Origin of the sequence: Massilia aquatica (genome assembly GCF_011682045.1) — a bacterium.
GTDB lineage: Bacteria > Pseudomonadota > Gammaproteobacteria > Burkholderiales > Burkholderiaceae_D > Telluria_A > Telluria_A aquatica.
Genome location: NZ_VVIW01000003.1, coordinates 74,001 through 88,291 on the forward strand (window position 1 = coordinate 74,001; position 14,291 = coordinate 88,291).

General features: G+C 65.1%; 12 protein-coding genes. All 12 read left to right on the forward strand.

Going from position 1 to position 14,291, the window contains the following annotated elements; translation table 11 throughout:
* The 12 genes from mraY to F1609_RS06430 all read left to right on the forward strand — a co-directional run bounded on the left by mraY (window position 1) and on the right by F1609_RS06430 (window position 14,290).
* On the forward strand, window positions 1–1,170 hold the full coding sequence (gene mraY, locus F1609_RS06375) for a phospho-N-acetylmuramoyl-pentapeptide-transferase (protein ID WP_166894164.1): 1,170 nt from the start codon (window positions 1–3) through the stop codon (window positions 1,168–1,170).
* Window positions 1,170–2,678: a UDP-N-acetylmuramoyl-L-alanine--D-glutamate ligase gene (gene murD / locus F1609_RS06380; protein WP_167075661.1), complete on the forward strand. Its 1,509-nt coding sequence runs from the start codon at window positions 1,170–1,172 to the stop codon at window positions 2,676–2,678. The genes mraY and murD overlap by 1 nt, the downstream gene beginning before the upstream one ends.
* Window positions 2,678–3,889, forward strand: coding sequence for a putative lipid II flippase FtsW (gene ftsW / locus F1609_RS06385; RefSeq protein WP_167075662.1), 1,212 nt, complete (start codon window positions 2,678–2,680; stop codon window positions 3,887–3,889). The genes murD and ftsW overlap by 1 nt, the downstream gene beginning before the upstream one ends.
* A complete protein-coding gene (gene murG, locus F1609_RS06390; RefSeq protein WP_167075663.1) occupies window positions 3,886–4,971 on the forward strand; it encodes an undecaprenyldiphospho-muramoylpentapeptide beta-N-acetylglucosaminyltransferase in 1,086 nt (361 codons plus the stop codon). The genes ftsW and murG overlap by 4 nt, the downstream gene beginning before the upstream one ends.
* Window positions 4,972–4,980: 9 nt before the next feature.
* Entirely contained in the window at window positions 4,981–6,372 is a 1,392-nt protein-coding gene (murC, locus tag F1609_RS06395) for a UDP-N-acetylmuramate--L-alanine ligase (RefSeq protein WP_167075664.1), read from the forward strand.
* Window positions 6,369–7,343 carry a D-alanine--D-alanine ligase gene (locus tag F1609_RS06400; protein WP_370661598.1) on the forward strand — a complete coding sequence of 325 codons (975 nt, stop codon included), beginning with the start codon at window positions 6,369–6,371 and terminating at the stop codon, window positions 7,341–7,343. The genes murC and F1609_RS06400 overlap by 4 nt, the downstream gene beginning before the upstream one ends.
* Window positions 7,344–7,350: 7 nt before the next feature.
* Window positions 7,351–8,190 carry a cell division protein FtsQ/DivIB gene (locus F1609_RS06405; protein ID WP_167075666.1) on the forward strand — a complete coding sequence of 280 codons (840 nt, stop codon included), beginning with the start codon at window positions 7,351–7,353 and terminating at the stop codon, window positions 8,188–8,190.
* Between the two features lie 10 nt (window positions 8,191–8,200).
* Window positions 8,201–9,433: a cell division protein FtsA gene (gene ftsA / locus F1609_RS06410; RefSeq protein ID WP_054266460.1), complete on the forward strand. Its 1,233-nt coding sequence runs from the start codon at window positions 8,201–8,203 to the stop codon at window positions 9,431–9,433.
* Between the two features lie 129 nt (window positions 9,434–9,562).
* Window positions 9,563–10,768, forward strand: a complete 1,206-nt coding sequence (gene ftsZ / locus F1609_RS06415) for a cell division protein FtsZ (protein WP_166870608.1) — start codon at window positions 9,563–9,565, stop codon at window positions 10,766–10,768.
* A 162-nt stretch (window positions 10,769–10,930) separates the two neighbouring features.
* Window positions 10,931–12,313 carry a hypothetical protein gene (locus F1609_RS06420; RefSeq protein WP_167075667.1) on the forward strand — a complete coding sequence of 461 codons (1,383 nt, stop codon included), beginning with the start codon at window positions 10,931–10,933 and terminating at the stop codon, window positions 12,311–12,313.
* Between the two features lie 165 nt (window positions 12,314–12,478).
* The gene (locus F1609_RS06425) at window positions 12,479–13,699 is read left to right on the forward strand and encodes a hypothetical protein (RefSeq protein WP_167075668.1); all 1,221 of its coding nucleotides are present in this window, start codon (window positions 12,479–12,481) and stop codon (window positions 13,697–13,699) included.
* An 84-nt stretch (window positions 13,700–13,783) separates the two neighbouring features.
* Complete coding sequence (locus F1609_RS06430; protein WP_167075669.1) at window positions 13,784–14,290, forward strand: peroxiredoxin; 507 nt, start codon at window positions 13,784–13,786, stop codon at window positions 14,288–14,290.
* The last annotated feature ends 1 nt before the right edge of the window (window position 14,291 follow it).

Here is a 14,291-nt window from a genome sequence, read left to right on the forward strand (position 1 = left end):
ATGCTGCTCTGGCTCGCACAAATGTTCCAGGACGAACTCGGTCCTCTGCGAATCTTCAATTTCATTACCTTCCGCGCGGTGTTCGCCACCATCACGGCGGTACTGATCGGCCTCGTCGCCGGTCCGGCCGTGATCCGCAAACTGACTTCGCTCAAAGTCGGCCAGGCAGTGCGCCCGGACGGTCCGCAGACGCACCTGAAAAAACACGGCACGCCGACCATGGGCGGTGTGCTGATCCTGATCGCCATTGGCGTCTCCACCCTGCTGTGGTGCGACCTGTCGAACCGCCTGGTGTGGCCGGTGCTGGTCGTGACCCTCGGCTTTGGCGCTATCGGCTGGGCCGACGACTACCGCAAGGTGGTCTACCAGGACCCGGAAGGCATGCGCTCGGGCGAAAAATACTTCTGGATGTCGCTGATCGGCATCGCCGCTTCGCTCTACCTGGCGTTTTCGGTGTCGGCGCCAACGCCGGGTAAAGTGTGGGACCTGTTCTACGCGTGGGTGCAGTCGGGCTTTTCGCTCGACCTGCCGCCCAAGGCCGACCTGATCGTGCCGTTCGTGAAAACCGTCAGCTATCCGCTCGGTGTGTGGGGCTTCATCGCGCTGACCTACTGCGTCATCGTCGGCACCAGCAATGCGGTCAACTTCACCGACGGCCTCGATGGCCTGGCGATCATGCCCACCGTGATGGTCGGTTCGGCCCTCGGCCTGTTCGCTTACCTGACCGGCAGCGCCACCTATTCCAAATACCTGTTCATCCCGCACATTCCCGGCGCGGGCGAGCTGTTGATTTTCTGCGGCGCGATGGCCGGCGCGGGTCTGGCCTTCCTCTGGTATAACGCGCATCCGGCCCAGATGTTCATGGGCGACGTCGGCGCGCTGGCGCTCGGCGGCGCACTCGGCACTATCGCCGTCATCGTGCGCCAGGAGATCGTCCTGTTCATCATGGGCGGCGTGTTCGTGGCCGAAACGGTCTCGGTGATCATCCAGGTCAGCTGGTTCAAGTACACCAAGAAGCGCTACGGCACCGGGCGCCGCGTGTTCCTGATGGCGCCCCTGCACCATCACTTCGAACAAAAAGGCTGGAAAGAGACCCAGGTCGTCGTGCGCTTCTGGATTATCACGATGATGCTGGTGCTGGTCGGCCTGTCCACCCTGAAGCTGCGCTGATGAACCACCTCGAACAATACGCCGGCAAGCACGCCCTGGTCCTCGGACTGGGCGAGTCGGGTCTGGCCATGGCGCAGTGGCTGGCGCGCTGCGGAGCGCGCGTGCGCGTGGCCGACACCCGCGAGGCGCCGCAACGCCTGCAGGCGCTGACCGGCGCCGTACCGAGCGCAGAGTTCATCGGCGGCGAACTGGGTGAAGCACTGCTGGGCACCATCGACTTCGTGGCCGTCAGCCCGGGTCTCGCGCCCGGGCGCGAACTGGCTGCCATCATTCCCGCCGCCGCCGCGCGCGCCATTCCGGTGTGGGGCGAGATCGAACTGTTCGCCCAGGCCCTGGCGGCCTTGAAAGAAGAACGCGCGTACGCGCCCAAAGTCATTGCGATTACCGGCACCAACGGCAAGACCACCGTCACCAGCCTGACCGGTTTGCTGTGCCAGCGCGCCGGCCTGTCGACCCGCGTAGCCGGCAATATCAGTCCGGCGGCGCTCGGCGTGCTGCGCGAAGTACTCGACGCCGACGAGCTGCCGCAAGCATGGATTCTCGAGTTGTCGAGCTTCCAGCTGCATTCGACCTTCAGCCTCAATGCCGATGCCGCCACGGTCCTGAACCTCACCCAGGACCATCTCGACTGGCACGGCAACATGGATGCCTACGGTCTTGATAAGGCGCGCATTTTCGGCGCGTCGACGGTACGCGTGCTCAATCGCGACGATGCGCTGGTTGCGCGCATGGCCGCAGCGGGCAGCGTGGTGCGCACCTTCGGCACGAACGAACCGCAGGAAGCCGGCAGCTTCGGCCTGCACAACGAACGCGGGGTGCTGTGGCTGACCGTGGCCGTGGCCGGTGAGGAAAGCGAAAAGAAGCGCAAGAAAAACGAGCCGATCGACGTGGTGCCGTGCACGATCAGCCGCCTGATGCCGGCCGACGCGCTGCGCATCCGCGGCCTGCACAACGCCACCAACGCGCTGGCCGCGCTGGCCCTGTGCCGCGCAATCGGCCTGCCGTTCGCGCCGCTGCTGCATGGCCTGCGCGACTACCAGGGCGAGCCGCACCGGGTCGAACTGGTGGCCGCCATCGACGCCGTCGACTATTACGACGACAGCAAGGGCACCAATGTCGGCGCCACCGTGGCCGCGCTGACGGGCCTGGGCAAGGCCTTCGGCGGCGAGTCGCAGAAAATCGTGCTGATCGCCGGCGGCGACGGCAAGGGCCAGCAATTCGAACCGCTGGCCGAACCGTGCTCGCGCTACGTGCGCCTGGTGCTGCTGATCGGGCGCGACGCGCCGCTGCTGCGCGAGGCCATCGAGCCGTCCGGCGTCGAGGTGATCGACTGCGACACCCTGCCGGAAGCCGTGCGGCGCGCCTCCGCGCTGGCCCAGCCCGGCGACGCGGTGCTGCTCTCGCCGGCCTGCGCCAGCTTCGACATGTTCACCGGCTATGGCCACCGCGCCCAGGTGTTCGTCGACGCCGTGCGCGAACTGGCCTTGGACAAGGGACAGGATCTCTGATGGCCCTCCAGTTTCCATTCAAATTCGCCGGCCCGGCTTCGGACGCATTGTCCGGGGACCGCTCACGCCCGTCGAAAATGATGGAATACGACCAGTTGCTGGTCTGGGTCACCGTACTGCTGATGCTGTTCGGGATGGTGATGGTGTACTCGGCTTCGATCGCGCTGCCCGATTCGCCCAAGTACGCCAACTACAAGACCACCTACTTCGTGCAGCGCCAGGCGATCTTCATCATGGTCTCGATGCTGGCCGGGTACTTCGTGTTCCGCTTCCCGGTCGCGCTGTGGCAGCGCTATGCCTCCACCATGTTCGTCGGCAGCCTGGTCTTGCTGGTGCTGGTGCTGGTGCCGCACGTGGGTTTTTCGGTCAACGGCGCGCAGCGCTGGCTGGACCTCAAATTCTTCAAACTCCAGCCGTCGGAAGTGATGAAGATCGCCGCCGTGCTGTACGCCGCCGACTACACGGTGCGCAAGCAGGAATACATGCACAAGCTGACCAAGGGCTTCCTGCCGATGGCCGGCGCAATCGGCCTGGTGGGCCTGCTGCTGCTGCTCGAACCCGACCTGGGCGCGTTCGGCGTGATCGTCTGCATCGCCATGGGCATCCTGTTTTTGGGCGGGATCAACGCGGTCTGGTTCGGCGGCATCGGGGTACTGCTGGTGACCATCTTTGGCGCCATCATCGCCTTGTCGCCATTCCGGCGCGCGCGCATGTTCGCTTACCTGAACCCCTGGGCCGAGGGTAATTCGCTCGACAAGGCGTACCAGCTGACGCACTCGCTGATCGCCTTCGGGCGCGGCGAATGGTTCGGCGTGGGCCTTGGCGCCAGCGTCGAAAAACTGCACTATCTGCCCGAAGCGCATACCGACTTCCTGATGGCGGTCATCGGCGAAGAACTGGGCCTGGCCGGCGTGCTGGTCGTCATCGCCATGTTCTACTGGCTGGTCAAGCGCGCCTTCGACATCGGGCGCCAGGCCATCGCCATCGACCAGACCTTCGCCGGCCTGGTGGCCAAGGGGATCGGCATCTGGATCGGCGTGCAGACCTTTATTAACATGGGCGTGAACCTGGGCCTGCTGCCGACCAAGGGCCTGACCCTGCCTTTGATGAGTTACGGCGGCTCGGGCGTCTTGATTAACTGTGTGGGACTGGCGATTTTGCTGCGTATCGATTATGAAAACCGTGTGTTGATGAGGGGTGGACGGCCATGAAGCGTTTGATGATCATGGCGGCCGGGACCGGCGGGCATATCTTCCCGGGGATCGCGATCGCGCAGACCATGCGCCAGCGCGGCTGGGAAGTGAGCTGGCTGGGCACCTCGCACGGCATGGAGCAGGACCTGGTGCCGAAGAACGGCATCGCCATCGACAGCATCGACTTTTCGGGCATGCGCGGCAAGGGACTGAAACACAGCGTGACCGGCGCCTTCAAGATGGCCGCGAGCTTCGTGGCCTGCCGCCGCTTCATCAGGCAGCGCAGGCCCGACGTGGTGCTGGGCATGGGCGGCTATGTGTGCGTCCCGGGCGGGATGATGGCGCGCGCCGCCGGGGTGCCGCTGGCACTGGTCAACGCCGACGCCGCGCTGCTGTTGTCGAACAAGACGCTCGCGCCGCTGGCGAAAAAAGTGATGTTCGGCTTTCCCGCCGATTTCGGCAGCGCCGCCGCCAAGGCCATCGTCACCGGCAACCCGGTGCGCAAGGAGATCCTGGCCATGACGGCGCCGCTGCCGCGCTTCGACGGCCGCGGCGGGCCTTTGCGCGTGCTGGTGGTCGGCGGCAGCCTGGGAGCGAAGGTGTTGAACGACAGCGTGCCGGCCGCACTGGCGCTGCTGCCGCAAGAGCAGCGTCCGCATGTGACGCACCAGTCGGGCAAGAAGAATATCGATGCGCTGCGCGAGGCCTATGCCAAGGCCGGCGTGACGGCCGACGTGGTCGACTTCATCGACGACATGGCCGGCGCCTACGCTGCGGCCGACGTGGTGATCTGCCGCGCCGGCGCGATCACGGTGTCGGAATTGACGGCGGCGGGCGTGGCCAGCGTGCTGGTGCCGTTCGTGGCCAGCACCACCAGCCACCAGCGCGACAACGCGCAGTGGATGGACAAGCAAAAGGCGGCAATTCATTTGCCGCAGACGGAATTGAGCGCGCAGCGCGTGGCCGAGCTGCTGCAAGGCCTGAGCCGCGAGACTTGTCGCGCCATGGCGCTCGCCGCGCTGGCGGTCGGCAAGCGCAACGCCAATGAAGCAATCGCAGACGTACTCGAACAACTGGCAGGAACAGTCAATAAAACCTAGAAGCAGAACATGAAACATAAAATCAAGAACATCCATTTTGTGGGCATCGGCGGCAGCGGCATGAGCGGCATCGCCGAAGTGCTGCTTAACCTCGGCTACAGCGTGTCGGGCTCGGACCTGGGCACCAACGCGGCCAGCCAGCGTTTATCGAGCCTGGGCGCGCAGGTCATGCTCGGCCACGCGGCCGACAATATCCTTGGCGCCGACGTGGTCGTGACCTCGACCGCCGTCAAGGACGACAACCCGGAAGTGGTGGCGGCGCGCGCAGCGCAGATTCCCATTGTGCCGCGCGCGATTATGCTCGGTGAATTGATGCGCTTGAAACGCGGCATCGCCATTGCCGGCACCCACGGCAAGACCACCACCACCAGCCTGGTGGCCTCGGTACTGGCCCAGGGCGGCCTCGATCCGACCTTTGTCATCGGTGGCCGTTTGAACAGCGCCGGCGCCAACGCCAAGCTGGGCACCGGCGAATACATCGTGGCCGAAGCCGACGAATCGGACGCCTCGTTCCTGAACCTGACGCCGATGATCGAAGTGATCACCAATATCGACGCCGATCACATGGAAACCTACGAGCACGATTTCGAAAAGCTCAAGCAGGCCTTCGTGCACTTCACCCACCGCCTGCCGTTCTATGGCCGCGTGATGCTGTGCATCGACGACCAGCACGTGCGCGACATCATTCCGTTCGTGACCAAGCCGATCACCACCTACGGCTTTTCCGAAGCGGCCCAGGTGCGCGCCATCAACGCGTCCGCCATCGGCCTGCAGATGCATTTCACGGTGCTCCAGGAAGGCTATCCGGATACACAGTTCATCCTGAACCAGCCGGGCATGCATAATGTGCAGAATGCCTGTTCGGCGATCGCCATCGCGCGCGAAATCGGCATCGACGACAGTGCGACCCAGCAGGGCCTGGCCGAGTTCCACGGCGTTGGCCGGCGCTTCACGCGCTACGGCGACATTGCGATTCCGGGCGGCGGCAGTTTTGCATTGGTGGATGATTTCGGCCACCACCCTGTGGAGACCGAAGTGACCCTGGCGGCGGCGCGCGGCGCCTACCCGGGCCGGCGCCTGGTGCTGGCCTTCCAGCCGCACCGCTATTCGCGCACGCGCGACCTGTTCGAAGATTTCGTCAAGGTGCTGGCTACGCCCGACGTGCTGCTGCTGGCCGAAGTCTACGCCGCCGGCGAAGCGCATGTGGTGGCCGCCGACGGCCGCGCGCTGGCGCATGCGCTGCGCGTGGGCGGAAAAATCGAGCCGATTTTTGTCGAGGCGATGGCCGACATGCCGGCTGCAATCATGAATGTGGTGCGCGACGGCGACGTTGTGATCACCATGGGCGCCGGCTCGATCAGCGGCATTCCGAATAAACTTGTTAATCCTGTGGAGGCATGAGCATGAGTGGTTTTAATTCCGGCGACGCCGCCGCACTGGGCAAGGTCGGCGTGCTGTTCGGCGGCCGTTCGGCCGAACGCGCCGTCTCGATCATGTCGGGCAACGGCGTGCACGCGGCGCTGCAAAGCAAGGGCATCGACGCCCATCTGTTCGATACCGGCGAGCGTAGCATCGCCGACCTGGCGGCCCAGGAGTTCGACCGCGTGTTCATCGCGCTGCACGGCCGCTTCGGCGAAGACGGCAGCCTGCAGGGCGCGCTCGAGCAGCTCGGCATTCCCTACACCGGCAGCGGCGTGATGGCGTGCGCAATCGGCATGGACAAGATCTACACCAAGATGATCTGGCTGATGCGCGGCCTGCCTACGCCGCGCTACGCTTCGCTCGACGCCGGCACCGACCTGGCGCAGGTGGTGGCGCAGCTTGGCCTGCCGCTGATCGTCAAGCCGCCGCACGAAGGCTCGAGCATGGGCATCACCAAGGTGCGCGCTGGCTCCGACCTGAAAGCGGCCTACGAGGTGGCGGCCGGTTTCGACGAGATTGTGCTGGCCGAGGAATTCGTCACCGGGCGCGAACTGACAGTGGCGGTGCTGGGCCGCGGCGCGCAGGCGCGTGCGCTGCCGATCGTGGAAATCGTCGCGCCCGACGGGAACTACGACTACCAGAACAAGTACTTCACCGACGACACCAAGTATTTTTGCCCGGCGCAGCTGGACGACGCGACCAGTGCGGAAGTGGCGCGCCTGGCGGTGGAAGCCTACCGCGCCATCGATTGCGAAGGCTGGGGCAGGGTCGATGTGCTGCTGCGCGCCAGCGACAACAAGCCGTTCCTGATCGAGGTCAATACCTCGCCCGGAATGACCAGTCACTCGCTGGTGCCGATGGCGGCGCGCGCGCTCGGCATCAGTTATGAAGACCTGTGTGTCGAGATAGTTCGTTCGGCACGCTTGAAAATGGCCCAGGGCCAGGGTTAATACAGTAATGTGGCATGACGTACGCTCTTTGAACGCAACCGCGAGCGGCCTGATGGCCGCCGTGGTGATCGCCTGCCTGGCGTCGGGTGTGTGGTGGCTGTCGCAGCTGCCCATGTTCACCCTGCGCACGGTGCAGGTCGACAGCGTGCATGGAACCGAACTGCAGCACGTAAACAAGCTCACCTTGCGCGCCGGCGTGGTGGGCCGCATCAAGGGGAATTTTTTCACGACCAACCTGGAACAGGTGCGCACCGCCTTCGAAGCGGTACCCTGGGTCAGGCGGGCCACGGTGCGGCGCGAGTGGCCGGACCAGCTGATCGTGGAAGTCGAGGAGCACGAAGCGCTCGGCACCTGGGGCGAAGACGGGCGCCTGTTGTCGGTCAAGGGCGACGTATTTACCGCCAACCTGGCCGAGGCGGACGAGGACCATCCGCTGCCGGCGCTGGACGGGCCGGAAGGCAGCGAGAAGGAAGTGCTGGCACGCTTCCTGGAATTGCGCACGATGTTTGCGCCGATTTCGCTGGTGCCGGAAAAGCTGGACCTGTCGAGCCGCTACGCGTGGACCGTGAAACTCGATAACGGCATGATCGTGGCGCTGGGACGGGAGCAGGACAAGACGACGCTCAAGCAGCGGGTGCAGCGGCTGGTGGGGATTTATCCGCAACTGGCCAGCCGCCTGCAGGACGGCATCGACACGATCGACATGCGCTATCAGAACGGCCTGGCGCTTTCCGCCGCCGCCCTGGTACTGCCCGACGATCCGCACAAGCCTGTGAAGGCCGCGCCAAAAAAAGCGGTAAAACCGAACAGCACATCAACCAGCAGCAAAATCAAGCAAAGACAGTAGGCGACAGCACATGACAAAAGACGCGAAAAACCTGATCGTCGGCCTCGACATCGGCACCTCGAAAGTGGTGGCGGTAGTGGCCGAGGTCATGTCCGACGGCCGCCACGAGGTGATCGGACTGGGTCAGCACGAGTCGCGCGGACTGAAAAAAGGGGTGGTCGTCAATATCGAGGCGACCGTCGAATCGATCCAGCGCGCGCTCGAAGAAGCCGAGCTGATGGCCGACTGCAAGATCCGCAATGTCTACGCGGGCATCGCCGGCAGCCATATCCGCTCGTTCAATTCGAGCGGCATGGTCGCGATCAAGGACAAGGAAGTCACCGCCACCGACGTGGCGCGCGTGATCGAAACGGCCAAGGCGGTCAACATCCCGACCGACCAGCAATTGCTGCACACGGTGCCGCAGGAATTCATCGTCGACAGCCAGGAAGACGTGCGCGAGCCGATCGGCATGAGCGGCATCCGCCTGGAAGTGCGGGTGCATATTGTCACCGGTGCGGTGTCGGCGGTACAAAACATTGTAAAGTGCGTGCGCCGCTGCGGTCTTGAAGTGTCGGACCTGATCCTGCAGCCGATGGCCTCGGCCGACGCCGTGCTCACGCTCGACGAAAAGGAACTGGGCGTGGTGCTGATCGACATTGGCGGCGGCACCACCGACATTGCTGTGTTTTCCGACGGTGCGATCCGGCATACGGCGGTCATTCCGATCGCCGGCGACCAGATCACCAACGACATCGCGATGGCGCTGCGCACGCCGACTTCCGAAGCCGAAGAGATCAAGATCCGCTACGGCGTGGCCAAGCAGGTGCTGGCCGATCCGCACGAGTCGCTCGAAGTGCCCGGACTGGGCGACCGCGGACCGCGCAACCTGTCGCGCCAGGCGCTGGCGGCGGTGATCGAGCCGCGGGTGGAAGAATTGTTTGCGATGGTGCACCAGGTGGTGCGCGAATCGGGATACGAAGGGGTTCTGTCGTCGGGCATCGTGCTCACCGGCGGCACCGCGATCATGCCCGGCATGGTCGAAATGGCGGAAGATATTTTCCTCAAGCCGGCGCGCCTTGGCACGCCGGACTATCGCGGCCAGCTGGCCGACGTGGTGCGCAGTCCGCGCTACGCGACCGTGCTCGGGCTGCTGCTCGAAGCGAAGAAGCAGTATCTGCGCGGGCATATCGTGACGCGCCAGGACGGCTCGGTGAAAGCGGTCTGGCAGCGCATGAAGGAATGGTTTTTAGGGAATTTTTAAATCGGTACGGTTGGAATGATACGCACACGGGTTCTTGTTATTTAACGGTTAACGCAGTTTTCAATCTCCAGGTTTCATACCACTATGAGTCCTGGCGCTTGGAAACCGCACTTTGATTAGGAGTTCATCATGGAGTTTGATATGGTCGATAACGCAGCACTAGGAACCGTCATCAAGGTCGTCGGCGTCGGCGGAGCGGGTGGCAATGCGGTTCAGCACATGATCAACAAGGGCGTGTCTGGCGTTGAGTTCATCGCGGCCAATACCGATTCGCAGGCGCTGGCCAAGTCCAGCGCGCACAACATCATCCAGATCGGCGAGTCGGGCCTGGGCGCCGGCATGAAGCCGACCGTCGGCCGCCAGCTGGCCGAAGAATCGCGCGCGCGCATCGAAGACGCGCTGCGCGGCGCGCACATGGTCTTCATCGCGGCCGGCATGGGCGGCGGCACCGGTACCGGCGCCGCGCCAATCGTGGCCGAAATCGCCAAGTCGCTCGGCGCGCTGACGGTGGCCGTGGTCTCCAAGCCATTCTCGTACGAAGGCCAGAAGTGCATGGACGTGGCCGAGAGCGGGCTGGAAGAACTGTCGCTGCACGTCGATTCGCTGATCATCATCCTCAACGAAAAGCTCGAAGAGATCTACGAAGATGAATCGATGATCGAGTGGATGCGCCACGCCGATGATGTGCTCAACAACGCGGTGGCCGGTATCGCCGAGATCATCAACGTGCCGGGCCACATCAACGTCGACTTCAACGACGTCAAGACCATCATGGGCGAGCAGGGCAAGGCCATGATGGGCACCGCCACCGCCAGCGGCGTCGATCGCGCCCGCATTGCGGCCGAGCAGGCAGTCGCGTCGCCGCTGCTCGACGGGATCGACCTGTCGGGTGCGCGCGGGGTGCTGGTCAACGTCACCGCCAGCCGTGGTCTCAAGGGTAAAGAGATCAAGGAAGTCATGGCGGCCGTGCGCGCGTTTGCCGCGCCGGACGCGTCGATCGCGCAGGGTATCGCGTACGACGACGAAATGGGCGACGACATCCGCGTGACCGTGGTGGCGACGGGCCTGGGCAAGGCCAAGAAGGCCATGCAGCTGGTGCAGCAGCCGATGCTGCGCACCGGTACCCACAACGGCCCGGCCATGTCGGCCGGCGGCGTGGGCGCCACTGTCGGCGTGTCGATGGGTTCCGGCTCGGCCAGCGGCCACGCCATGGAAGGCATGAAGCAGCCAGCCGTGTGGCGCCGCGAGCAGGCCTCCGAGCAGGTTCAAGCGATGCAGCGCAATGGCGTGGAAACCTACGACATTCCGGCGTTCCTGCGCAAGCAAGCCGACTAAGCCGGTCGCAGTGCGCGATTGAAGAAGCCGGGGACTTCCCCGGCTTTTTTTTGTGCGCGCCACGCGTGATCGGCGTCCGGTCTTGTCCGCAGTGATGTAAATATTTCGATAAAGCATGTAAATGTTGATACAGTGAGCAGATTCTTGTTCATCGGTCGATCCATGCACGCCTTTCTCCTCGCCGCCGCCGGCATGAGCTGTTATCCGCAGCCGCCTTTTTCCGCCTGCATGATCCAGCGCGCACCAATCCCGCTGCCCGACCCGCTGCGCGACTTCGTGACACGGCCGGCCACGCCCGGCGCACCGGTGCACTTGCCGGCGAATGCCGCCGGCGTGCTGTATTGCTCGCCCGAGCACCTGGAAAAGCAGCAGTTTTCAATCGTCGAGACGGCAAGCGGCCGGGCGCTGGAGGTGGTGCTGAGCCCCGTTCGTGGCGCCGGCAATGTGGATGGCTTGCCTAGCCTGCAGAAGTTTGACTCGGAGCGCGCATCGCTGTACCGGGTCGAAGCGCGCAATGGTTTCGAGCCCGGCAGGCGCTACACGGTGCGCCAGCGCGTCTCGGGCCAGGTGCTCGAGGTGGCGATCGACCGCGAGGCGGTCGACCTGAAGCGCAGCCTTGTGCGGCTTCGCGCAACGCAGCCGGCATGGCGCGAGAACATGGGCAGCGGCTGCTGGGGCCCGCCGGAGCAGGTGCTGGTGCAGGCGGTCGACTACGAGGTGCCGGCGGCGCTCGCGCCGTACCGCCAGCGCTTGCTGGCCGTGACCGTGAAGGCGGCCGGCCTGGCCTGGCGCGTGCCGGAAGGCCAGCAAGTCCTGCGGCCATTCGAGCTTGCGCAGCCTGGTTTTCCCTCGGCGTATGGTTTGCCGGCGGGCCTGCTGCATGCGAGCGTCGACGCGTTGCCGGCGCTGCCGCTGCGTGCTAGCCTGGCCGCTGCCGTGGCCTTTCTGGAGGTTGACAGTGACTGGCATCCGAGCGCCCCGTCGTTTGTCGACATTGCGCCGGACCGGCTGGCGCCCTTCGACAGCGTGAGCGGACTGCGCGCGGCCATGCGCAGCGGCGATTCCGCCCGCATCGCCGCCCAGCTGGCAGTCACGCCGGTGCGCACCAGCGACATGCGCTACGGTGGGCCGGTCATCGAGCCAGAGTCGCTCGGGCCGGAGGGCATGGGCAAGCCGGCCGCGCTGCGCGGATGGCTGGCGCAGCGTCACCGCGGCGCCCTGGAAGCGACCATCTACCGCTTGATGGCGCACCGCGAACCGGCAGTGCGCAGCGCCGCCTTGCCGGCGCTGGTGCGGGTGCAGTACCTGCCGCTGCGCGACCCGACCCGCGCACGCACGGCGATCGACGCGCTGCTGGCGGCCAAGCGCGATCCCGACGCCGGCGTGCGGCGCAGCGCCGTGCTGGCGTTGTTCGAGCTGCGGCGCGCGGTCGACGAGTTGGAACTAGTGTGCGAATTCACCGAAACGGGTGTCCCGATCTCGCCCGCCGGCTGCGTGCCGTCCGAGGCGTTTTTGCCGCTGCTGCCATCCGCGCGCGCCTTTTGAAGCATCCCGACAGCGCCGTGCGCGACCGGGCGCAGGCGACCGTGACGCTGCTCGAAGCGCCTGCGGCCGATTCCCATTAGCTCGCATTCTCGACGCGGGCGACGGGCGTCCGATGGCGCCAGCCTGGCGCGTACGCGCTTGCCTCACTTCTCCGAAAGCCATTCGATGACGCCTTCATCACACCGCAATGACCGGGTTCCATTCAAGCGCATGGTGCGCGGTCTGGCTTTGTTACTCATCGGGGCACTTGGCAGCGCGCCGCTGCTCGCCTGCTCGGTCCAGGAACGGGAGCGCCCGCCACCGGATGAGATCGACAAGTTCGGCAGGTTTATCACCCGTTCCGGCATTGCCGGGGAAGTGGTGCATCTGCCCGCCAATGCTGCCGGCGTGCTGTATCAATGGACCTCGACGCCGCGCGCGCACGGGTTTTCCATCGTCGACGTCGATACCGGGCGCAAGCTGCCGGTGCGGGTCAGGCGCCTTCAGGCACTGGACCAGTTACCCGACATGTCGCTGGTGTACCCGGTCTTTGGTGCGCCCGAACCGCTGTTCCGGCTCGAGCCGGCGAGCCGCTTCGAGCCCGGCAAGCGTTACACATTCCGCAATCTGGCTAACGGCGCGACAACCGAGGTGGCGATCGACCGGGCGCCGATCGACTTGAACCGCAGCGCAATCCGCATGGTCGCCAAGGCGCCGGCGTGGCGCGAAATGCTGCTGTTTGCCGGCGACTGCGACCGGGAGACGACAAGAACGCTGCTGCAGCCGGTCGGGTACACGGTTGACGCACCGCTCGGAGCGTACCGCGCGCGCATCGTGTCATTTCCAGTGGCGCCTTTCAATAGTTGGCGCGAAGCGCCTGGTTTGATGCTTGGCAGTCCCGGCTACCTGGACTGGGCACGGCTCGCTCCCCGCGCCTTCGGTTTGCCGGACGGCTTGCACTACATCGTTGCGCGCGATGTGCCGCTCGAGGCGCGCACCCTGCAACTGGCCAGCGCCTTCGCTTTCCTGGAAGTGGAGGACCGCTGGCATGGCAGCATCGCCACGCCGGTCGTTATCGGTCGCACCAGCGCGCCGGTGTTCGACAGTCTGGCGGCGCTGCGCCAGGCCATGCGCGGCGGCGGCCGGGCGGACCTGCTGGCCCGACTGGCGGCGATCCCGGTGCGCCATGCGGATTGGCCCGAAACCAGCAGTTTCCCGGATGAGCCCAAGGCGCGCACGCATGAACAACAGATCGACGCGGCCCTGAAGGAATGGACCCGCCAGCGGCGCCGTGGCGCGCTGGAACGCAGCCTGCGCCGGCTGGCGCGGCATCGGGATGGCGCGCTGCGTGCCGCCGCGCTGGCGGCGATCGCCCGCGTGCAGGCGCAAAACGCCACGCTCCCCTGATGCGCCGGCACGCCGGCTGCCTGCAAGATCGGGCAGGATCAGGCATACTAGCCATCTTATCAACCCCACATTATGGAGCCTCGAATGACTATTAAAATCGGCGACCGCCTGCCGGAAGGCACCCTCTCTGAATTCGTCGAGACCGAAACCGAAGGCTGCTCGCTCGGCCCAAACACCTTCCAGGTGGCTGACTTGGTCAAGGGCAAGAAAATCGCCATCTTCGGCCTGCCGGGCGCCTACACCCCGACCTGCTCCGCACAGCACGTGCCGGGTTACGTCAAGCTGGCCGACGAATTCAAAGCCAAGGGCGTCGACGAAATCTGGTGCATCTCGGTCAATGACGCTTTCGTCATGGGCGCCTGGGGCCGCGACCAGAAAGCCACCGGCATCGTGCGCATGATGGCCGACGGTAACGCCGCCTACAGCAAGGCACTCGGCCTGGACGCCGACTTCTCCAAGTTCGGCATGGGCACGCGCTCGCAGCGCTACTCGCTGCTGGTCGAAGACGGCGTGGTCAAGCAGTTGAATGTGGAGCAGGGCGGCGCTTTCGAAGTCTCGAACGCCGAAACGCTGCTCAAGCAAGTCGCTTAAT